We start from the raw sequence: 22,285 nt of genomic DNA, 5'->3' as shown, positions 1-22,285 counted from the left end.
GGTGACAAGATGAACAGTTGATAATTGAGTTAGACTGGAATTTCTGCAAGATTACGGTGTTTTTGTGCTTGAAATGAGCAATTTAATGGGAGGGGTGATGATTGTTGATTTATTAGGAAATGGTGACTTTACTTCGATTTCGGAAGCGATTGATAATGCTTTACCTGACACTGAAATTATTATCCGTCCAGGGTTATATCGAGAAACTATTATTATTGATAAACCTCTCACGCTTATAGGTGAGGGAGAGGGTGAAATTATTGTTGAAAGTCCTACTGATTACTGTCTTTCAATGAAAACAGATTATGCCATTGTTCGTGGTTTAACTTTGAGAAAATTATTAGATAATGATTACTGTTTAACTGTTAATATTTTGCAAGGGAAGTCAGTTTTATTAGAAGATTGCGATGTTACTTCTATTCTAATTCAGGGTTCCAAAACTAATCCAGTAATTCGGCGGTGTAAAATTCATAATAGTAGTTCTATTGGAATGCTGATTGCCAATAATGCACAACCAACTATTGAAGACTGTGATATTTATGAAAATACAAATCAGGCAATTCACATCGAAAAAGACGCTAATCCTATCATCCGATCTTGTCGCATTTTTGATGGGAAAACTAATGGGATATCGATTATACAAAATGGAAAAGGAATCATAGAAAATTGTGATATTTATAATAATAGCAATCCAGGAATTTACATCTCAAAAGATGCTAATCCTAGCATACTTTCTTGTCGTGTTTATGATGGAAAAGATGATGGAATATCGATTGTAGAAAATGGAAGAGGAATCATAGAACATTGTGATATTTATAACAATATTAATCCAGGAATTTACATTTCAGAAGAAGGTAATCCTAGCATAGATTATTGTCGTATTTTTGATGGGAAAAATTTTGGTATTTTTGTAAGAGAAAATGGACAAGGAATTATAGAAAATTGTGATATTTATGGTAATACTTACGCTGGTATTGCGATTACTACTGAGAGTAATCCAACTATTCGCTCTTGTAAAATTTATGAAAATAAACAAAATGGAATTTTTATCACAGAAAATGGCTTAGGATTGATTGAATATTGTAATGTTTATCGGAATAATTTTTCAGGAATAGGAATTAATCAAGGAAGTAAAACTACTATTCGTTCATGTAAAATTTATAATAATAAAGATTATGGATTACAGTTTGATAAAAGTGGACAAGGAAGAGTAGAAAATTCCGAAATTAAAGGAAATACTTTAGCAGGAGTTAGGTACAAAAATCAAGGTGACGTTGATATTATTGGCTGTAAAATTTACCCAAATAAACCTCCCTATTTTTGTATACTTTTAACTTTATCCAGTGGTTTTTCTCTATCGATAAATTTTGTTTACCTTTCCCTTTTCGTGTTTGCTTTCGTTTTATTCACAACAATTTTTAATATATTCTGGACGTTTTTGAGCTTTGAAAAAAGAGGATTTAATAAAAGATTTACTATTCCTAACTTATTACTAACAATTCAATTAGGAATTGTGGGGGGAATAATGTTTGTCAACGGTTTTAATCCTTCTCTTTCAGCTATTTTATTAGCATCTGGAACCATCTGGATAACAATGCTTGTCTATCGATTTTTTAAATAATTGAGGCTAATTTATAGTAGTGTATTGTTTCAGCTAATTTAGTGCATTAGATTTCATGTAGTGCAATCATTTTGCTTGCTATTTTTGCAGCAAGTGAGCAAGATGCTCACATTCCTATTACCTCATTTTAGCTGAAACAGTCCAGTAAGCTTTGTTTTTGGGATCAGTAGTGCGATCGCAAATTTTTTATTATGTTCCATTCTTAATTTATAGCAGTCGCCAAGGCTATTAGGACATTTTTCTGTTGCCTGTTCCCATGTACTCAGAATTAATTCTCAGAACTGACAAGTAATTACTACAGCAGTATAATGAAATCTGAAGTTAACTATAGCGCAATAGAATTATGTCTAAAACTGAAACTTCTGAAACCTACATTGGAACTAAGCAAGCAGCTAGTCGTCTTCATTTGTCGGTTCAGCGTGTGAGAAAACTAGCGATCGATGGTCGCATTAAAGGGGCTTTTAAAGAGAAAGGTCAGTGGAGAATCCCTGTGTCTGCTAGTGGAATGCCGAAAATAAGCCGAAAAAAGAAAGGGCCAAAAGGTACCTGGCGCATTAGGCAACAAGAAATAATGACCTATATCCATGTAAATCAGGGTAAACTCAGTTCTAATCGGAACAATGAGACCCGTAATCCTGTTATTTCTGTGAAAATGGGGCAGAAAACTATTCTTTGTCACGAGGTGAAAATTCCTGGTGTTGGTCGGTTTGTATATGATCCAGACCACCCGAAAAACTGTGGCGCAACACTATGGTTCGATATTGAGCCGGATATTCCTTTGCAAATGAATATTTTTAGTTAATTTTTCAGAGATTTAGTACGTTTAGTTATTTCAAAACTCAAAGATTGCTAATCCTTTGGTGCAAACTTGTTGTTTATATGTGCCAATTGTTTCTACTTCTCCTGACAGCAGTTTTAGATAAACATTTTTTAGATAGTTTAGGCTAATTGACAGTAGCTTTGTTTTCGGGATAATGATTGTGATCGCAATTTTTTTATTGTTTTCCAGTATTCATTTAACCTCTTTCTTCATCTAATCAGTAGATTTTCAAAAGGATAAGTTTGTTTCCAGCGATAGGTATTAAAGTCTCGATGATCTACTGAAAAAATACGTCCATGTCCTAAATGTTCTGCTAAAATAACAAGAGAAGCATCTGCTAAATCCATTGGAAGATTTTGATATTTTTTCATCAGTAGTTTGATTCTTTCTAAATGAATTGGTTCAAAATTAAATAGCTTAAACTTTTCTTGATACTTTTGAAAAACATCCATTAACTTCATTTGTTTTTCTACTCCTTGATATGTACTTGAAGAACGTTTTAAGAGCAGATGACAACTTTCTGTTAAAACACACCAGGTTGTTATTAAAGGTTCCTGTGGATATTGTTCTAAAGTTTGTTGTGCGCTTTGATGGTATTGGTCTTTATCATTAAATAAAGCTACCCAGAATCCTGTATCAACGATTATCATATTTAGTATCTAAGCCTTCTTTTAGAACCGATTTATAGTTAATGGAAAGGTCTGATTCTGCACTAATACAACCGATTAATCCCGACTCTTTGAGAATATCTAGGGTATTAGATTCATTGTCAATAGAAGAGGTAGATTGAACTTCTTGTTTTTCAGCGAGAGAATACTGTTTTTTTAATGACTCAATAAAATCGATGACTAAGGTTTGTGCTTCTTCTGGTAATTCACTTATGTCATTTTGTATTTGTTCAAAATTAATCATGATAGTTTAGCTCTTGTGCTAATTTTTCAGGTTAATATTTTTATTTTAGCCTAATATTCCATCATATACATACGCTGCTAAGACTAATCTTTTTGTTCAATATTCGACTATTTCTTAATTTCATTTTTCTTTGAAACAGAGAACTAATGCTAATCCTTTGGTGCAAACTTGTTGTTTAAAAGTCAACAATTAATCAATTTGTTGATTTTTAATTGTTAATTGATAACCCTTCTACTAATAAAGAAGGAGTAAAACAAGAGTCTATCCAACGGGAGTCATTTCCTAGTGCAATAATTTCTTGTAACACTTGATAAACATTGCCACTCACCATTGTATCCTTCACTCGTCCAGTAATAACTCCATTTTCAACAGCATAACCCAAGTCAATATTAATAGAAAAATCCCCAGAAATATCCGCACCTCCTCCTAAAATTTGCTCCACAATAATACCGTTATCTAATTGCTTAACTAACTGCTCAAAATTACTATTTCCCCCTTCTACAATTAAATTAACCAAACCAGGACTAGGATAACTCCCCAAACTCGAACGAAAACCGTTCCCTGTACTCTCGGTTCCTAACAATCTTGCTCTGGTGCGATCGCTATAAAATTGTCTTAATATTCCTTCTGTAATTAATGATAATGGCTGCGTGATTGTCCCCTCATCATCAAAAGGACAACTATAGGGTTCAAAATTCGGTTGTTGTGACAAATTTAATTGCTCAGAAATGATCTTTTTCCCTAGTTTCTCACTCCAAGGAGAAGCCTTTTCTAAGACCATTTTACTATTGAGAGCATCAACTACCGTATCCCATAACAATGTTGCCCCATTGGGGGTAAATAACACCGGCCTGCGTCCTGTTTTTGGGGAAACCGTTGTTTTAGCCCATGCTAATCGTTGTAAAATCCCTTGTACAGCCTTATCTACATCTAATTCCTGACGACTATGTTCCCCCTCATAAATAGCCAAAAAATCCTCTCCCCTAACCCATTCCACCCCTAAATAAAAATCCGTTGAAACCTCACTAGATTGACAATGAAGCCCCAAAGAATTGACTAAACAGGAAAAATCCTCTTGAGAGGCAAACTCACCGCTACAAAGCACTTCTGGATAATTTGCCCGTAATTGAGCGATCGCCTCTTTACCCATATCTATCAAGGTTTCCACTGCCATCCCTTCCCCCACAGTAGGTTGAATATGCTGACGGGGTTGATTTAATTCGATGGTTTCAGGTTCATTCAATGCCGATAAAGCCATCGCCCGTTCTACCAAGGTTTGACTTTCGACCTCTCCATAGGCTACAGCTAATCCGGGTGCGCCCTCTTTCCACAACCTTAAAGCCGTCCCTTGAGACTGAGAACTTTCCAACTGTTTGAGACGGTTGGCTTCAAAAAACACAGGACGAGACTGAGAACTAGACTGATAAACTTCCGCGTGAGAAGCCCCTGCTTTTAAGGCTAAGTCAATGAGTTGTTCTGGATCAAGGGTCATGATTTTGATGAATGGATAAATAGGAAGATCATTATCCATTATCCATTATTCATTGTCCATTATTGAAAAACTCCCCAGGTAGGATTCGAACCTACGACCAATCGGTTAACAGCCGACCGCTCTACCACTGAGCTACTGAGGATTGCTCACACAAGTATTCAATATAGCAACAACTTATATAGTTTGGCAAGCCTTTCTTTACATTTCGTAATAAAAATCACTAATCTAGGCGTTGTTAATTTTCACGTTTGGGCTTTATGTTATAAATATGCTCCTCAGATGGAACTCAGAGATGCCTATAAAATATCATCATCCTGTGTCATTGTCTTTAATGTCCACAGACTTACCCCTTGACTGTACCCTAGAAACCTCTGGAACCCTTTATCAAAAAGATCGTTTTCGGTTTGATTTATTGGTCAATCAACCAGAGATTCCCCAGTCAGTGGCTCAAGAGGAAACTACTTCAACTGTGGAAACCGCTAGACATACCTTGTGGCTAGAAATCTCTCCGGCCAGGGTAATTATGAGTTTACAAGGCAGTGGCAGGTTTTGCTATCGTCATTTTTGGGAACCAGGGATTTATGGTTTGAGCCGTTACTGGTTAAACGATAGCGGTGGAGAGATAGATAATGCCTTCCGCCTTCGTAATTATACTCGTCGCTTACAGCTAGAGGGAGAGACATTACCAGAATATTTGAGGATTGAATATGAGTTATGGTCGGGTCAAGTTCAATTGGGTAATTATATCCTTAATTTAGAAGTTTATCGGTGAACTATTCTTCAGAAAAGCCATCAATCTCACTACAAACCTCATAAAAATCTGTTTTGGGAGGTTTAACGAATAAGGGTGTCATTTTTTCTATAATTTCTTGATAAATCTCGTTTTGGTTGGCTTCCATATCCTCAATTTTTTCCCACATAATGACGGCTATTCCTTCATCTGTTCCGGGTTTTTGTAATAAAAATGCTCCTTTAAATCCATCTTTATAGGTAGAAACGGCTTTTTCGTACAGTCTTTGGGCTTCAGAAAACTGTCCTGGTTTAAATTCTCCTACAGCAACATAGGCATATTTATGCTTAAGAAAATCTAGAAATTCTTTCGACATTATTAAACTCCAAAATTTTGAGGTTTTGTGCTAGAAAACTGGGTAAATTTGAAGAAACCTTATCTATAAATTCCCCTAATTACTGTATAGCTTATTTCCTCCCCTTTGATGATATCTTTTAACCCTTTCTTAAGTAAAGAAAATTTGCCTAATAGCAATTTTCATTTGCATAGATTACAGACTCAAAGAAAAATATAGCAGGGGGCAGGAGGCAGGAGGCAGGAGGTAAAAACCTTGCTGGTATTAGGTTTGAGTTTGAAAAAATTTCCTAATTGCCTTGGCGGTTGCAATACTCCCCACACTCCCCACCCTCACTAAACCGAGATTTTGATACACCCAATTAAAAACTGCTATAAGATTAGGGACAATGACGAAAGCCTGCATTACCATAACGGGTATACCAATAACTCCATTTTCCCCCTTCTGCACTTTTCCAGTCATTTAAATTAAACTGACCACGCCCTTTTGAAGTTCCTTGAATGGTATAAACTTTCACTGCTTTACCATCATGATCCCAGACTAAAGGTTTATCTCTTCTAATCTTTTCTGGCTGGGTTTTTGCCTGTAAAAAATAAGCATCTTCTCCTCGATTTTTTCCATTACCAAATACTGTGGCAATGCCATCTTCATTAATAGCAATAAATGCTCCTTCCTCTGCACCAATAGCATAAGAAGGCAAACCATTATCCTCTACAACCCTAGCCAAAAATCCTAAAATTCGACCATATCTTGTCTCTTTATATCCATCATCAGGACGTAAACGATCTAAATGAGTATCGGTAATGGTATTTCTGAGGATAGGAATATCGATAAAATCCCGTTCATTAATATCATCTGTATTCAAGTGAAAAGGATCGTCTAAAATTTCTGAACTGAGGACTCCATCGTACTCAGGAGCATAATAATATTCCCCTAAAATTGCCATTCCTGCTGAAGTTCCAGCAATAGGAACTTTTTTATCATTAATCAAATAATTAATTGCATCTTCTGTATAAGTTCCTTCCCAAGTATCTTGATATTTCTTCTGATCTCCTCCGGCAATAAATAATGCTTCTGCATCTCTAATATAATTTTCTACTTCTTCACTATTAGCTCCTTTTCTCGTATTAATACTCAATTCTGCTGCTGAATGAATAGCATCAGGAAAGTTATCACAAATCCAGTCAGCTTGACCTCCTTGATCTCGATAACGAATAACCAAATAGTCCCCCTCATCTGCTCGATCTAAAAACCATTGAGTTGCTGCTTTTTCCCCGTCTGCTCTAGTTTCGGAACCTCCAATTAACATCACCACAGGGGTAGGATTAGAATTGCTAGTATTACCCTTATCACAATCATGGGCGGGGTAATAGTTATAATCGTCTAGAGCGATCGCCATCTCGCTCTGCATGAATATCAACGCAAATAACCACAATAAAGTCAAGCTAAAAATCCTTAATTTTTTGCTAAAAATTCTTAAACTGTCCATAAAATTTAAGCTCTCCATTAAGTCTGCTATTACTCATATCATGATTAGGATTAATTGCCCTACTCTTTAACAGAAATTCACGATCTTAAAAAAAATAAATATTAATTTTTGAAAAAAATACCTCCCAAATCAATAACAATGTTTCACCCTAAAAATAAAGGCAAAATAAAAAACGGAGAATTATAAGATGGTCACAGCAACACGACCAGAAAACAAAGTTAAAATTGGTCCAACCCAACTATTAATCAATAACCAATGGGTCGAAAGTGCATCAGGAAAACGCTTTGAAACCATCAACCCCACCACAGGGGAAGTGATCTGTGATGTGGCAGAAGCAGATGCAGCCGACGTAGATAAAGCTGTCATCGCTGCCAGAAAGGCCTTTAACCAGGGGGACTGGCCTAAACTATCAGCCACTCAACGGGGACAACTGTTATACAAGTTAGCTGATTTAATCGAAGCTAACATGGAAGAATTAGCCCGTCTAGAAACCTTAGATAATGGAAAACCCTATCAAGACTCCTTAAAGGCAGATTTACAGCTTGTTATTGCCTGTTACCGTTACTATGCAGGGTGGGCTGACAAAATTCAAGGCAAAACTATTCCCATCAACGGACCCTATTTTTGTTACACTCGTCACGAACCAGTGGGAGTGGTGGGCCAAATCATTCCCTGGAACTTTCCCCTACTAATGCAAGCATGGAAACTCGCCCCCGCTTTGGCTGCCGGGAACACTGTTGTCATGAAAACTGCCGAACAAACCCCCCTATCCGCTTTAAGGTTAGGAGAGTTGATCCTAGAAGCAGGTTTCCCTCCAGGGGTAGTTAACTTACTGTCTGGTTACGGACCTACTGCGGGACAAGCGATCGCCCGTCATCACCATATCGATAAAGTGGCCTTTACGGGATCGACAGAGGTGGGCCATTTAATCATGGAGGCGGCCGCCCAAACTAACTTAAAGCGCGTTACCTTAGAATTGGGTGGTAAAAGCCCCAATATTGTCTTTGCCGATGCTAACCTAGAACAAGCTATCGAAGGGGCGCATTTCGGCTTATTCTTTAACCAGGGTCAATGTTGTTGCGCAGGATCTCGTCTCTTTGTAGAAGAGAAGTGTTATGACGAATTTGTGGCTAAAAGCGTTGAACAGGCAAAACAACGCATAGTCGGTAATCCTTTTGATGATAGTACCAGCCAAGGACCCCAAGTGGACAAGACTCAGTTTGATAAGGTGATGGAGTATATTGAGTCGGGACAAAGGGAAGGGGCAAAACTTCTTTGTGGTGGAGGCCGTGTGGGCGATCGGGGTTACTTTATCGAACCCACTGTCTTTGCTGATGTACAGGACAATATGAAAATTGCCCAAGAAGAGATTTTTGGACCGGTGATGAGTATTATCAAGTTCAAAGATATGGATGAGGTGATCCAACGAGCCAATGATACTCTGTATGGTTTAGCGGCCGCTGTTTGGACCCAGGATATTAGTAAAGGTCATGCGATCGCTAATGCTTTACGTGCAGGGACTGTTTGGGTTAACTGTTACGATGTCTTTGATGCTGCTGCCCCGTTTGGTGGCTTTAAACAGTCTGGTATGGGTCGAGAATTAGGAGAATATGGCCTACAACAATACACGGAAATTAAAACAGTAACCGTCAAACTTTAACGATTTTTTGAACCTTTGTGGGAGTGTTAATAACTCCCACATTTAAAACTTTTTCCCTATTGAATATCTCGCTTAGGTGTGCCATGAATATAATGATCGTGTTGATAGGATAAGTCCTTTATTCCTGTGTTTATTTTACAGTCTTCTATCACTTCGTCTAACTCATCCCAAAAATCTTTTTTTAATGATTCTATTTGTTCAGCTTCAGAAAGTTTCTCAGACTGAGTGACTTCTCCCATTGTGAGAGTGCCAGACCCTATAATGGTAGCTCTATTAGGAGAAAAAAACTTGACTTCGGTTTTAATAAGTATCCAAATGTTTTGACAATTATTATTGCTTATTTGTCTATTTATCTCTTCCAACTGGTTAGGCTTAGTTATTATTCGAGCAGCAGCCTCGACACCGTACATATTAGCCCCAGCTAAAATAATTAGCTCTCTACTCTCAAAATCACTTGGGTTTTTAGTTTTGATAATTAGAGCATAATCAGTTCCAGAGCCATCTTTATCAATTTGTGGAACATATATTTCCTCTGGATTTGTGATATGACGAATCTCAATTATATTTGTTTCTTGATTTTCTCTAACTTCATAGGGGATAATTGCGCCTTCTCTTCTTAAATCTTCTATCTTTTCTCTGGCAACTTGATTACTGATCTCAGAACCTAAAAGAATTAAATTGGAGCCGGTGAAATATGGACTTGCTTCTCTACTTTCACTACCTTGAACATTAGGTGTGAAATTAAATCTCCTATCCTTTGAGAAAAAGCTTAATAAACTTGCCATAGCTTTTGCATTACCCATTGAGACAGAATGTCTATTAATTGCTGTTCTAATTGCTTCTGTAGACCCAAGTTCCGTAGTGGGACTGGACTCATACTCGCTAAGAATAATAGTCACCTTTTCTTTCTCAGCAAATTTTTGCCAAAATCTTCCAACTGGTTTTTTTCTGCCTGGAAGTATCGGCAATTCCTTTATTATTTCACCTATTTTATTTGTATTGTCTAATATTGTACCCACGGACTCTATTAATCTTGGAATTATACCCAAAACCCACTGAAAAGGAAAAAGGATGATACACATAACTGTACTCTGAGAAATATTAGACAATCATATTATAGTAAATTTATGCTCAAAATCCCAGATTTTTCATAGATTTGGTGACACTAACTAACTAGAACTAACGAGCTATTTTCTATTCTTTAATAATTCTCTCAACCATTTTACTAGCAGCATTTCCATCACCAAACAATTCTACATCATAATTTAATGGAGGATAATTAATAAGATTTTGTGCTAAATTGTAGCAGCTAAAAAGTTCATCAAGCTTAGGATTTATTTTAACACTCCATCCCAATTTTTCTAATACATGATGTTCTGTTTTTTCTCTTAAAATAATACTGGGTTTTTGACATAGGTAAGCTTCAACCTGAATGCCCACAGAATCCGTCATAACTATAGCACAATTATTTTGCATCCACCTCATCTCTAAATAGCTCAAGGGTTCTATCATCCAAAAATTCTTTTTCTGTTCTAACTCTTTTAATAAAGCAAGTTCTTGAAGTCTTTTTTTTGTGCCAGGATGCACACAAAAAACGGTTGGTAAATCCCATGAATTAGTTAACATACCAATAATTTTTTGTAGTTTAACAACATCAGATAAATTACTTTGACGATGTAATGTTAGCAAGCAGAAATTATTTGTTTCTAGCTGATCGATAAATTTTAATTGTGGTTGTTTTTGAGAAGATTGGTATTTTTTCCAGCAATCATAAAGTAAGTCTCCGGTTAATATTGGTTTTGTTTTTATATTTTCTAACCTAAGATTATCCAAACATTCTTGAGTTGGACAAAATAATTGGTGTGCGTAGGAATCAATAAAAACACGATTTTTTTCTTCTGGTTCATGTCGATCATTGCTTCTTAAACCTGCTTCACAATGGACAAGATGAATGTTTTTCTGATAAGCTGTTCTTGCTCCCACTAAGGCAGGGTTACTATCTCCTATTGTGACTATTCGATCTGGTTTTTCTAATTCCAAAATTTCGCTTAAATGTTCAATTCCTGTTTGTATTTGATAGGAATAGCTTCCAGAACCAATCTGAAGGTTATAGTCTGGTATTTCTAGATTTAATTCTCGGAAGAAAATATCTGAAAGGTTTTTACTATAATGCTGTCCTGTATACACTAATATATTTTTGTGATTTGTTTTTTTCAACTCCTTTAATAAAATACTGGCTTTTATGATTTGTGGACGAGTTCCGATGACTGTGACTATTTTCATATATTTTTTAGCTATAGTTATGTAGCTAATTTATGATCCCTTAATTATCAATGAATAATTTATGGAGGTCTAAAACCTCTCTTTTGACAGGAAAATAACCCTATTGACTATCTATAAATCCCTCTATCTTTTATTATTTATAGGCTACTATCTATTATAGATTATTTACGTTGAAGGCGTTGCAATGAAACCGTGTCCATTTTGAGAACTGGAGTTTTTTTTTCCAGCAGCTACAAACGAAAAACTTTGTTAGATAAGCATTTTATTTGATTATTCAAAACTACGGTTTTTAACCTGGGCGCGGTTTAATTAAAAAGTCTTGGAATCTATAATTGTGGCTCGATGAGGAGAGAAAAATTTAACCTCTGTTTTAATAATTATCCAAATATTTTCAGTCTCATTGCGGCTTATTGTTTCATTTATCTCTCTCAACTGGTCAGCTTCAGTTATTATTCGAGCAGCAGCTTCGACACCGTACATATTGGCCCCGGCCAAAATAATTAGCTCTTTACCTCTATCGAAATCACTTGGGTTTTTAGTTTTGATAATTAGAGCATAATCAGTTCCAGACCCATCTTCATCAATTTGTGGAACATATATTGCCTCTGGATTTGTGATATGGCGAATCTCAATCATATTTGTTGCTTGATTTTCTCTAACTTCATAGGGAATAATGGCGCTTTTTCTTCTTAAATCTTCTATCTTTTCTCTGGTAACTTGATTACTGATCTCAGAACCTAAAAGGATTAAATTTGAGCCTGTGAAACATTCACTTGCTTCTCTACTTTCACTACCTTGAACATTAGGTGTGAAATTAAATCTGCTATCCTTTAAGAAAAAGCTGAATAAAGTTGCCATAGCTTTTGCATTACCCATTGAGACAGAATGTCTATTAATTGCTGTTCTAATGGCTTCTTTAGACCCAAGTTCTGTAGTGGGACTGGACTCATACTCGCTAAGAATAATAGTCACCTTGTCTTTTTCAGCAAATTTTTGCCAAAATCTCCGAACTGGTTTGTTCTCTGGTGTTGGAATTGGAGATGGTGGTAGTTCTGGGTTAGGCTTCGGCTCTGGGTCTGGTGGAAACAGCCGCCGTAACATCTCCCCAATAACACCTATCTTAGTTACACTCTCAGCGATATTATAGATAACTTCGAATGCTTTTTGAATTCCAAAGATGATATACATAACCATACTCCTCTAAACATTAGACAATCGAACTAATACTCAGTGCATCTCAATATCTTAACGCTCAAAAATCAGATTCTAATCTGCCCTAATCTTTTATTTATTTTTCTAATTCTTATTTTTTGTCTACTTCTGCTTAAATTTCAGTTAATAACTTCTACTTTTTAAGTAAAAATCCCTTTAGATGTAACGAGGAATAAACCTCTGATAGTGATAATTTCCTTTGATATGAGAGTTAAGATATTGTCCTATATTATGAGTGGTAAGCATGGTCTTAAAAATTTGAGCAGGAACCTGAAAATAAGTATAAATAGAACCAGATTTATAATTAACTTTAAGAATTTTGGTTGGGACATCATAACCAATTGCTTGAATGTGAGAAAAACTGGAACAGGGAAGATTTTCAATGAGAATCATATCAATCTTATCTAAGTGTTTTCTCTGATCAAAACGCAGAAAATTTCGACTTAAAGTTTCTAGAGCCATGACTTAAAATTTGAGTGATGTTTAGACAAGCTACATTCGACCACGATTTTCTCTCTAATATCGGTTTAAGACATCGTTATTTCTTAGTAATTTATTTTTTGATTGATTTTTATTTTAAGTTAATTTACTTAATGAATAGAAAAAAATTCATCTTATGCTGACATCTTGCACCTTCAAATAAAATCCTAATACCAAATCCGCTTATTATCGTAGAATAATATTCTATCTCCTCCCTGCCTCTTCCAAAAGATAAGACGGGTTTGATCAGGGGATTTAGTATTAAGTGTACTATGACTAAGTTAATCTTTTTTGTGCTTCTGCATTCAAAAATAGACATAAATAAGCATTAATTAATATAGGGTATAAAACAATAAAAATAATTTGGCTAAATAAGGACAAACCAAAGGGATAACTAGAAGAATTATTAATTGTTGAAGAACCATCCATCACAGATGAAAAAAATACATTAATGAATAAAGCAAAAACCATATATATTATGAAGGGATATAAAAATAAAGAAAATACTCTTCCAGTATTGCCCTTCATAATAATACTATTATAAGTAAAAGCGTGTTCGATTTTTTCTTGTCGAAAAATAAAAGCAAAAGGGACTGAGAAATTATTGATTAAATAGATTATTCCTGGTACGATTAACAATAAACTCCTTAGAAAATAATTTATAGCAATTCTCAACATTAACAACCATAAAGAAAAGAAATTATCAAAAACTTCCCTTAATAAAGAGCCATTGATCAAAGGTCTTTGATGAATATAGTTATAAGTCACAAGTACAATGGTTTTATAGTAGAAAGTATTAATGGTAAATACAATTAGTACAAACATCAAGACAAAACTGAAATAAAGGATTAAAGTTGAACTAGAAAAATTGATTTGTAACTGTTCAAGTAACTGATTAGTAACATAATATTGAATCCAAGAAATACTTAAAACTAGAGGCAAGTAAATTAATCCAATAAGTAAAAACATCTGACTGAATGTTTTTTTGTACACATAAAATCCCATGGAGAGTAATTGTCGAGATGTTAGTTTTTTAGTCTTCAGTTGAGCAATTATATTCATGATTACTTAAGGACAAACAATTTCCAAGTTAATTTAACTAATATTCTTTCTATTGACAACCGAAGTTTGGGGTTTTAAGAACCGAAGTTTAGAAAACATTCATCTCTGTTTTCCGTTGAGCAAACCTTAATTTTGCCGAACGAGATCGAGGATTTTGTTTTTGTTCTTCTCGTTGGGGAATAATCGGTTTTTTAGTAACAATATCCAATAATAAAGAGTCTCGAAAACTATATTTTACCCGACGATCCTCTAAACTATGAAAACTAATAATTCCGATACGTCCCCCAGGTTTTAACCAATGAGGGGCCTTTTCTAAGAACCTTTCTAAAGATCCTAGCTCATCATTAACCGCAATACGTAACGCTTGAAAAACACGGGTAGCAGGGTGAATACGTCCATAACGTTGTTTGGGAGGAAAACATAAAGCAATCGCCTCTGCTAAAGCTGTTGTGGTCTCAAAGGGACGTTTTTGTACAAGACGACGGGCAATTACACGCGATCGCCGTTCTTCTCCATATTGATAAAATAGATCAGCAAGACTCGTCTGATCCCAATGATTAATTATTTCTGCTGCGGTGAGAGACTGTTGACGGTTCATCCGCATATCTAAAGGTGCCTGATGACGAAAACTAAAGCCTCTCTCTGGAACATCAAACTGGGGAGAACTTACACCTAAGTCTGCAATAATCCCGTTAAACTCTCCCATTTTACCTGGGTAATCTGCAAAATTTCCCTGCCAAACCTGTAAGCGATCGCCGAATAGGTCTAATAAATTAGCTTGAGTAGTAGCGATCGCCTCGTCATCAAGATCAATTGCTGTTACTCTAACATCAGGAAAGCTCGCCAAAATGAGACGACTATGGCCGCCCCGTCCCAAGGTGGCATCTAAATAATGACCGTTAGGGTCAATATCTAAACCATCAAGCAAAGCTTGAGGTAAAACGGGGGTGTGAAGGGTTGAAGGTGTTGGCAAGTTAGGATGATCCTTGTTAACAAAAAAGACATTGGCCGTATAGAAGATGTAGTAACAATGGATACTCATCACTCAAATCCAGTCTGACCCTTAATTGTATCGTAATTTTTTAAATTGGGAATCTCTCTTGTGTGGGAATTGTCAGGAACTTATAATGCTTAAAAGAATTCAAAAAAAAAGAAACCCAGGCGGGGATTCAGTTATTATTATGAGTTTGGCGGTTCAACGCATGGTGTTTGTCCACTGTTCCCTTTTTAATTTGAACAGAATCTTCACTCGTTCCATTATGTCTAGTTTAGTCGTATTTTTTAGTATTCTTCATGGATGTACTGTCTTTCAAGGCCCTCCACCTACTCCACTGCCGCCCCCTTCTAATTTTAGTGATGAAGAAGTCACTAATTATGCTCAGACGGTATTAAAAATTGAAGATCAACGACAAATAGCCTATAAAGAAATTGAAGCTATTATGGACACTCAACCTCCGGAAATTGCCTGTGATCAACCAGAAAGTATCAAAAAACTACCCGATGAAGCTCAAGAAATAGCCGTTGAATTTTGTAATCAATCCAAAAAAATAGCTGAAGATAGTGGTTTATCTTCTGACGAGTTTAATGCTATAACTGAAAATGCACAAAAGGATGCAGTTTTCAAAAAAAGAATCCAAAATGCTATGATTCGTATTAGAAGACCTTAATGTGATCGGGTATAATTTAACTGTAGAGATTAATCAATATCATTAAAGACTATGTTCCAGTTTATCCTAACTTGGGTGATCACTGCCTTATCATTACTGATCACCGCTTATTTAATTCCAGGTATTACCATTAATGGATTTACAGTGGCAGCGATCGCTACAGCCGTCATGGGTTTGATAAATGCGATCGTTAAACCTATATTGCTTTTATTCACCTTACCTTTAACTATTCTTAGCCTTGGTTTATTTCTCTTCGTTGTTAACGCTATTTCTTTTTCTCTAGTTTCTTATTTTACCCCGGGATTTACGGTTAATAGTTTCTTAGATGCTCTATTTGGTTCCATTATTTTGTCCATTGTTTCTGGTTTTTTAGGCAAAATTTTTGAAGCAGAATAAAACTTAAGATTATGGAATTATATATAAAGTAAAAAATGGAAAGTTTTCTGTAGAGATAGATAAAATGTATATTATAGAATCGAACAAGAATAGTCTCAAATAAGTTAAATAAAGTTGATTTAGTCATAATTATTGAATTAAGCTAAAGAGTCTAGTAAAAAAGAATGAAAAAATAAAGTGTCGATTATGAGCATTTTTAGAAAATAGCAATTCCGAGAATGATTTAAGCGATAACTGACAACTGCTAACTGCTAACTGCTAACTGATACTAAAATAGATAAAGACGCATCAAAGTATCAGGAGAGAAGTAGTGGTCAGAATTCTTAAACTTGCCCAAATGACAGCCAAGGATCTCGCCACAGTAAAGCGACGGGCTGAGTTAGATATAGATCAAGTGATTCCTATTGCCCAAGAAGTGATAACTGCGATCGCCCAAACTGGAGATAAGGGACTGATTAAATATGCCCAAAAATTTGACTATGCAGGGGCAACCCCAGAAAATATAAAAGTAACTCCCGAAGAATTTGAGCAAGCGCAACATTTAGTGGAACCCGAGGTTAAAAAAGCCGTAGATCAAGCCTTTCGTAACATCAAAGAAGTCCATCAACGGCAACTCCCCGAAGAAATGAATCTGGCCGAAATCGATAGCGGTATCTTTGCTGGAGAAAAAATCACCCCTATTCCTAGTGTGGGCTTATATGTTCCCCGAGGGAAAGGGGCTTTCCCTTCCATGATGCTCATGTTAACTATTCCAGCGATGGTGGCCGGGGTTGAACAAATAGTGGTTTGTACTCCTCCCGATAAACAGGGTCAGGTCGAACCAGTTTCCCTCTATGTGGCACAAATGGCCGGGGTAAGCAATGTCTATAAATTAGGGGGTATTCAAGCCTTAGCTGCCATGGCCTTAGGCACAACGAAAGTACCCAAAGTGGATAAATTAACCGGCCCTTGTAGTATCTATGGGGCAGCAGCCAAACGGGTGTTATTCGGTACGGTGGATGTGGGTTTACCTGCTGGACCGAGTGAGTCCATTGTCTTAGCTGATGAAACAACCGACCCCCAACTGGCCGCCCTCGACTTATTGATAGAAGCCGAACACGGTCCGGACTCGGCAGCTTTATTAGTCACCCACAGCGAAACTGTTGCCGAAAAAGTCAGTTATTTTGCCGATCAATACCTAGAAAAATTACCCCAATGGCGACGGGAGTTTTGTCAGACGGGGTTGGATGCTTATGGTGGTATTATTCTCACCTCTAGCTTAGAAGAATCTCTGCAATTTGTTAACGACTACGCCCCGGAACATCTAGAAGTGTTGGTGGATGACCCTTTGCGGTTAGTGGGAGAGATTAAGAATGCAGGGGAAATTTTACTGGGAAAATATACCCCTTCTTCTGCTGCTACTTATGCCATCGGGGTTAACGCTGTTTTACCCACCGGAGGATTTGCTCGTTCCTATTCTGCGGTATCGGTGTACGATTTTCTCAAGCGATCAACCGTTGCTTATTTAACTCCCCAAGGTTTCGATCTCGTTAAGGAAACCAGTCAAACTTTAGCCGAGTATGAGGAGTTTCCTGCACACGGTATGGCTATTACAGAACGGGATCAATTGCTGTGATATCTCCTAATACTGCGTAGGTTTTGGAAAATTGTCTGTTGAGACAGGGATGGGGAAGAGGTGGAAGATAAAACATTATGTATTGCTTAATTCTCCCCACATCTCCCACAATCCCCACACTCCCTATTTCATCTTTGTTTGATTCAGCTTGTATGTTGAGATTTTTTTAATTTTTGGGCATATATAAACAAAAAAATTGCCTCAAAAGGAGACAATATTAAGCTTTTGTTCTTATTTTTTCGGTGAGAGATAACAATAGATAAAGTTTATTGAGCAACTTGTTACCTCATGTTCCCACTTGTCACTGCTCACTGCTCACCGATAACCGACTAAGGTTCAACCCAACGGTCATCTGCTTTAATCAAATTAATTAACTCTTCGACTCCTTGTTGTTCAGGAACCTTCTTAATTTCTTCTCGGCCACGATACAAGGAAATATAACCCGGTTGTTTGCCGACATAACCGTAGTCAGCATCGGCCATTTCACCGGGCCCATTAACAATACATCCCATAACAGCAATATCTAACCCCGTCAGATGTTTGGTTGCTTCTCGTACCTGATGTAAGACATCCTCAAGATTAAATAGGGTACGACCACAAGAAGGACAAGCAACATACTCCACCATGGTTTTACGAAGTCCCAATGCTTGCAAAATACTATAACAAACAGGAATTTCTTTTTCTGGGGCCTCGGTTAAAGAAACACGGATAGTATCTCCTATTCCTTCTGCTAAGAGGGTTCCTATTCCTGCGGTTGATTTAATACGACCATATTCCCCGTCTCCAGCTTCTGTCACCCCTAAATGTAGAGGATATTCCATTCCCAACTCATCCATGCGTTTCACCATAAGGCGATAAGCTGCTAACATCACAGGAACACGGGACGCTTTGAGGGAAAGAACAATATTATAGAAATCAAGGGACTCGCAAATACGAATGAATTCCAGAGCAGATTCCACCATCCCTTCTGGAGTGTCTCCGTAGGTAAATAACATTCTTTCCGCTAAAGAACCATGATTAACGCCAATTCTCATGGCTTTTCCTTGATCTCGAAGGGAAATTACTAAAGGTTCCAGTGTTTCGCGAATTTTATCCCCAATTTCGTCAAATTCTGCTTGGGTATATTCGCTACGGGTGGAACTGGGTTTCTCAAAAACGTATAATCCTGGATTGATACGCACTTTATCCACGTGCTTGGCCACTTCTAGGGCTATTTTTAAGCCATTATGATGCACATCTGCCACTAAAGGAACCGGTTGATACACTTGGGCTAATTTCTCTTTAATGGTGGCTAAAGCTTTAGCATGGGCCATGCTAGGAACCGTTACCCGAACAATTTCGCAACCAATTTCATGTAAACGACGAATGGCAGCCACAGACCCTTCAATATCTAGGGTATCCTCATTAATCATGGACTGCACAACAACAGGGAAACCACCGCCAATGGTAATATTTCCCACTTTAACCGGACGGGTTTTACGACGCTGAATAGTGGTATCAAATTCAGGTTGAGAAAGGGTTTTAGGCGTTTCGAGAGTTTGCATGATGGCTAAATATAAAATAAAAAAGGTAGCGAATTTATCCAAGTTCTATTTTAATACTCCGTTGTGTTAATATTTGTCGTGATTGGACTGAGAAAGCTAAAATGGTCTAATGGGAATAGGTAGCACCTTGCTCAGTGACCAAACATTCAACATTGAACATCTTTCATCTTTCATTTTGGTTTCAAGCCTCTTCCTTTAGGGAGAAAGAAGTTTGAGAGAGGTTTCAAGCCTACTTCCAAACGAATGATAAATGATAAATGTTAAATGATAAATGAAATGACTAGGAAAACACAAAAGCAGACTACTTGTACTCCATCAAATCTCATGCAGAAGATAATGAAAGAGACAATTTTAACTTGGTTGAACCGTTTACTGGTGGCGGATGTATTTTTAGTCTTTCTGGGGTTTTTCTGGTTCATAGTCGCAGTTATTGGTCGTTATGTTGGTGTTCCCCTGGGTTTTGACCTTTGGTATAAACTTTGGCAACCTTTATTTAATCCTGCCATTGGTATTCTCTTTTTAGGGGCTATTCTTAGTTGGGGAATTAATAAGATTTCTCAAAGACTCGATTCTAATCCTTAAATAAACTCACAATTATAAAATCAGAAAAAATCATTATGGCTAATTTAGAAAAACGTAGGTCTGAAAATATTTCAGGTAACTTTTATGTAGATAGTAGTTGTATCGACTGTGATACTTGTCGTTGGATGTCCCCTGCCGTGTTTCATAAAGCTGGAAATCAATCTGCCGTCTATCATCAACCTACAGAAACAAGAGAAATTGTAGAAGCTTATGAAGCTTTATTGTCTTGTCCTACTGCTTCTATTGGAACGGTAGAAAAACCCAGTAATATCAAAGAAATTCACCAAAGATTTCCGTTACCTATTGCAGATAATGTTTATCATTGTGGTTATCATTCAGAAAAATCTTTTGCAGCCGCCAGTTATTTTATCCAACGGGAAGATGGCAATATTTTAATTGATTCTCCTCGCTTTTCTCCTCCATTAGTGAAACAGTTAGAAGCAAAAGGAGGCATTAAATACTTATATTTGACCCATAAGGACGATATAGCAGATCATGAAAAATTTGCTAATCATTTCGGTTGTGAAAGAATACTACATAAGGATGATATAACGGAAAAAACCCAAGGGGTCGAAATTCAATTATCAGGAGAGCAAACTATTAGTTTGACTCCCGATTTACTGATTATTCCTGTTCCTGGCCATAGCAAAGGTCATACCGTTCTTTTGTACAAGAAAACCTATTTATTTACTGGAGATCATTTAGCTTGGTCACCCTACTTAAATCATCTTTACGCTTTCCATCGTTTCTGTTGGTATGATTGGGAAAAACAAATCAGTTCCATGAAAATGTTAGCTGATTATTCCTTTGAATGGGTATTACCAGGTCATGGCCGTCGTTATCACAATGATAGGGAAACGATGAAAGAACAAATGACAAACTGTATTCAGTGGATGGAATCACAATAAAGTTAACATTCTTGAGTGAATGAAAACAGACAACTTTGACTAACTATCAATATTTTTGTTACTTTTGTGGTACTTAAAAACGTTTTAAAGCATATTTATATACTATGGAAACAGTTACGGAAAAACGCGGGCAGCGCAAAGCTCCCATCTTTCAAGTGGGAGATGTAGCGCAACACGGGTAATTTATTGCCCGTGAATATTTCTTAATAACCGTTATTATTATTATTAAGTGTGTTATAATAGTGCCATGATAACCATGACCTACGACTACAAACTCAAGCCCCGAAAGTCTCAAGTCCAAAAGATTGAGATGTATCTTGAGACGTGCAGAAAGGTCTACAACTATGCACTTCGAGAAAGGAAAAATTGGGTTAATAGTAGGAAATCACCTATCAATGCTTGTTCAATTCATTCTGAATATATAATCAATCCAAATACCTCTAGACCTACTTATAACTCTCAGTGTAAATCTTTAACAGAAGCTAAGAAAATCTATCCTGAATTAACGGAACCTCATTCCCAAGTCTTGCAGCAAACTTTAAGAACTTTAGAGGCTGCATTTGTGAATATGTGGGAAAGAGGCTTCGGTTTTCCACGCTTTAAAAAGAAAATGAGAAGTTTTCTCTACCCATCGGTTAAGCAAAAATGGGTAGGAGATGGTTGGGTTAAACTCCCCAAGATTGGAAAGGTTAATATGAGAATGTCTCGACCTATTCCTGATAGTTTTCTGTTAAAACAAATTAGAGTAGTTAAAAGAGCGTCGGGTTATTTTGTTCAGTTAATTTATCAGTTAGCTGTCAATATTCCTGAAACTTCTATACAGGGATATCCGTTAGGTGTAGATATTGGACTTGATTCCTATCTAGCTACTAGCGAGGGAGAATTAGTCAAAAGACCTCGGTTTTTTAATCAGCTTCATGGCCAGTTGAAATCACTGCAAAGAAGGTTAAAAAACAAGAAAAAGGGGTCTAATAACTGGCAGAAACTTCAATCTAAAATAGCTAGAGTTTATCAAAAAATCCACGATACTAGGAAAGACTGGCATTTTAAACTGGCTCATTATTTGTGTGACCAAGCTGGCATGATATTCGTTGAGGATATCAATTTCAAAGCATGGGCTAAAGGACTTTTTGGCAAGCATACTTTAGAGGCTGGCTTTGGTCAGTTTTTCAACATCTTGGCTTATGTTTGTTGGAAAAGAGATGTCTATTTTTTAAAAGTAGATAAAGATTATACATCGCAAATTTGTCCTAATTGTAATACCCAAACAGGCAAAAAGAATCTATCAGATAGAATTCATCATTGTCCTAATTGTGGGTATAAAACAAATCGTGATGTGGCGGCGAGTCAAGTAATAAGAAATCGAGGATTAGTAGCGGTCGGGCAGCCCGTGAATGAAAATGCGATGCAGCGCGGTCTTGAGGGTTTCCCCCATGAGTGACTGCATCAAGAAGCTT

General features: G+C 36.7%; 21 protein-coding genes, 1 tRNA gene and 1 pseudogene. 10 read left to right on the top strand and 13 right to left on the bottom strand.

Going from position 1 to position 22,285, the window contains the following annotated elements; genetic code table 11:
* Positions 1–97: 97 nt before the first annotated feature.
* Together QNJ66_RS22885 and QNJ66_RS22880 are read left to right on the top strand one after the other, a co-directional pair.
* Complete coding sequence (locus QNJ66_RS22885) at positions 98–1,621, top strand: right-handed parallel beta-helix repeat-containing protein (protein ID WP_300510947.1); 1,524 nt, start codon at positions 98–100, stop codon at positions 1,619–1,621.
* Between the two features lie 343 nt (positions 1,622–1,964).
* Positions 1,965–2,423, top strand: coding sequence for a helix-turn-helix domain-containing protein (locus QNJ66_RS22880; protein WP_300510946.1), 459 nt, complete (start codon positions 1,965–1,967; stop codon positions 2,421–2,423).
* A gap of 227 nt (positions 2,424–2,650) precedes the next feature.
* Here the strand turns inward: QNJ66_RS22880 and QNJ66_RS22875 are convergent, their stop codons facing one another.
* The 4 genes from QNJ66_RS22875 to QNJ66_RS22860 all read right to left on the bottom strand — a co-directional run bounded on the left by QNJ66_RS22875 (position 2,651) and on the right by QNJ66_RS22860 (position 4,987).
* On the bottom strand, positions 2,651–3,091 hold the full coding sequence (locus tag QNJ66_RS22875; protein ID WP_300510945.1) for a PIN domain-containing protein: 441 nt from the start codon (positions 3,089–3,091) through the stop codon (positions 2,651–2,653).
* Positions 3,078–3,353: a DUF2281 domain-containing protein gene (locus QNJ66_RS22870; protein WP_300510944.1), complete on the bottom strand. Its 276-nt coding sequence runs from the start codon at positions 3,351–3,353 to the stop codon at positions 3,078–3,080. The genes QNJ66_RS22875 and QNJ66_RS22870 overlap by 14 nt, the downstream gene beginning before the upstream one ends.
* 208 nt (positions 3,354–3,561) lie before the next feature.
* The gene (locus QNJ66_RS22865) at positions 3,562–4,845 is read right to left on the bottom strand and encodes a TldD/PmbA family protein (RefSeq protein ID WP_300510959.1); all 1,284 of its coding nucleotides are present in this window, start codon (positions 4,843–4,845) and stop codon (positions 3,562–3,564) included.
* Between the two features lie 70 nt (positions 4,846–4,915).
* Positions 4,916–4,987: transfer RNA gene (locus tag QNJ66_RS22860), tRNA-Asn, on the bottom strand.
* Between the two features lie 150 nt (positions 4,988–5,137).
* Between QNJ66_RS22860 and QNJ66_RS22855 the strand changes: the two genes are divergently transcribed.
* Positions 5,138–5,617 carry a hypothetical protein gene (locus tag QNJ66_RS22855; protein WP_300510943.1) on the top strand — a complete coding sequence of 160 codons (480 nt, stop codon included), beginning with the start codon at positions 5,138–5,140 and terminating at the stop codon, positions 5,615–5,617.
* A gap of 1 nt (position 5,618) precedes the next feature.
* Here QNJ66_RS22855 and QNJ66_RS22850 read toward each other — a convergent pair whose 3' ends face one another.
* Together QNJ66_RS22850 and QNJ66_RS22845 are read right to left on the bottom strand one after the other, a co-directional pair.
* Entirely contained in the window at positions 5,619–5,951 is a 333-nt protein-coding gene (locus tag QNJ66_RS22850) for an antibiotic biosynthesis monooxygenase (protein WP_300510942.1), read from the bottom strand.
* Positions 5,952–6,309: 358 nt separating this feature from the next.
* Positions 6,310–7,419, bottom strand: a complete 1,110-nt coding sequence (locus QNJ66_RS22845; protein ID WP_300510941.1) for a cyanophycinase — start codon at positions 7,417–7,419, stop codon at positions 6,310–6,312.
* 187 nt (positions 7,420–7,606) lie between these two features.
* Between QNJ66_RS22845 and QNJ66_RS22840 the strand changes: the two genes are divergently transcribed.
* On the top strand, positions 7,607–9,079 hold the full coding sequence (locus QNJ66_RS22840; RefSeq protein WP_300510940.1) for an aldehyde dehydrogenase family protein: 1,473 nt from the start codon (positions 7,607–7,609) through the stop codon (positions 9,077–9,079).
* 56 nt (positions 9,080–9,135) lie between these two features.
* Here QNJ66_RS22840 and QNJ66_RS22835 read toward each other — a convergent pair whose 3' ends face one another.
* The 6 genes from QNJ66_RS22835 to rsmH form a co-directional block, all read right to left on the bottom strand.
* On the bottom strand, positions 9,136–10,098 hold the full coding sequence (locus tag QNJ66_RS22835; RefSeq protein WP_300510939.1) for a hypothetical protein: 963 nt from the start codon (positions 10,096–10,098) through the stop codon (positions 9,136–9,138).
* Between the two features lie 175 nt (positions 10,099–10,273).
* On the bottom strand, positions 10,274–11,362 hold the full coding sequence (gene wecB / locus QNJ66_RS22830; protein ID WP_300510938.1) for a UDP-N-acetylglucosamine 2-epimerase (non-hydrolyzing): 1,089 nt from the start codon (positions 11,360–11,362) through the stop codon (positions 10,274–10,276).
* A gap of 309 nt (positions 11,363–11,671) precedes the next feature.
* Positions 11,672–12,556: a hypothetical protein gene (locus tag QNJ66_RS22825; protein ID WP_300510937.1), complete on the bottom strand. Its 885-nt coding sequence runs from the start codon at positions 12,554–12,556 to the stop codon at positions 11,672–11,674.
* Positions 12,557–12,730: 174 nt separating this feature from the next.
* Positions 12,731–13,036: a KTSC domain-containing protein gene (locus QNJ66_RS22820; protein ID WP_300510936.1), complete on the bottom strand. Its 306-nt coding sequence runs from the start codon at positions 13,034–13,036 to the stop codon at positions 12,731–12,733.
* Between the two features lie 294 nt (positions 13,037–13,330).
* The gene (locus QNJ66_RS22815; RefSeq protein ID WP_300510935.1) at positions 13,331–14,023 is read right to left on the bottom strand and encodes a hypothetical protein; all 693 of its coding nucleotides are present in this window, start codon (positions 14,021–14,023) and stop codon (positions 13,331–13,333) included.
* A 181-nt stretch (positions 14,024–14,204) separates the two neighbouring features.
* The gene (gene rsmH / locus QNJ66_RS22810; RefSeq protein ID WP_300510934.1) at positions 14,205–15,158 is read right to left on the bottom strand and encodes a 16S rRNA (cytosine(1402)-N(4))-methyltransferase RsmH; all 954 of its coding nucleotides are present in this window, start codon (positions 15,156–15,158) and stop codon (positions 14,205–14,207) included.
* A 139-nt stretch (positions 15,159–15,297) separates the two neighbouring features.
* Here rsmH and QNJ66_RS22805 point away from each other — a divergent pair, with 139 nt between their 5' ends.
* The 3 genes from QNJ66_RS22805 (at position 15,298) to hisD (ending at position 17,794) form a co-directional block, all read left to right on the top strand.
* The gene (locus QNJ66_RS22805) at positions 15,298–15,783 is read left to right on the top strand and encodes a DUF4168 domain-containing protein (protein WP_300510933.1); all 486 of its coding nucleotides are present in this window, start codon (positions 15,298–15,300) and stop codon (positions 15,781–15,783) included.
* Positions 15,784–15,834: 51 nt separating this feature from the next.
* A complete protein-coding gene (locus QNJ66_RS22800; RefSeq protein WP_300510932.1) occupies positions 15,835–16,179 on the top strand; it encodes a phage holin family protein in 345 nt (114 codons plus the stop codon).
* Between the two features lie 310 nt (positions 16,180–16,489).
* On the top strand, positions 16,490–17,794 hold the full coding sequence (hisD, locus tag QNJ66_RS22795) for a histidinol dehydrogenase (RefSeq protein ID WP_300510931.1): 1,305 nt from the start codon (positions 16,490–16,492) through the stop codon (positions 17,792–17,794).
* A gap of 329 nt (positions 17,795–18,123) precedes the next feature.
* On the opposite strand, the gene ispG is transcribed toward hisD, so the two are convergent.
* Positions 18,124–19,338, bottom strand: a complete 1,215-nt coding sequence (ispG, locus tag QNJ66_RS22790) for a (E)-4-hydroxy-3-methylbut-2-enyl-diphosphate synthase (RefSeq protein ID WP_300510958.1) — start codon at positions 19,336–19,338, stop codon at positions 18,124–18,126.
* Positions 19,339–19,674: 336 nt separating this feature from the next.
* On the opposite strand from ispG, the gene QNJ66_RS22785 reads away from it, so the two are divergent.
* From QNJ66_RS22785 to QNJ66_RS22775, 3 genes and pseudogenes are all read left to right on the top strand, one after another.
* A complete protein-coding gene (locus QNJ66_RS22785) occupies positions 19,675–19,920 on the top strand; it encodes a hypothetical protein (RefSeq protein ID WP_300510957.1) in 246 nt (81 codons plus the stop codon).
* Between the two features lie 35 nt (positions 19,921–19,955).
* Complete coding sequence (locus tag QNJ66_RS22780; RefSeq protein WP_300510930.1) at positions 19,956–20,828, top strand: MBL fold metallo-hydrolase; 873 nt, start codon at positions 19,956–19,958, stop codon at positions 20,826–20,828.
* 256 nt (positions 20,829–21,084) lie between these two features.
* Positions 21,085–22,266: pseudogene (locus tag QNJ66_RS22775) on the top strand (transposase); the annotation flags it as partial.
* Positions 22,267–22,285 lie beyond the last annotated feature (19 nt).

Source organism: Crocosphaera sp. (assembly GCF_030064895.1).
GTDB lineage: Bacteria > Cyanobacteriota > Cyanobacteriia > Cyanobacteriales > Microcystaceae > Crocosphaera.
Note: the sequence above shows the minus strand (reverse complement) of the source record. Positions and strands in the feature narration are given on the sequence as shown.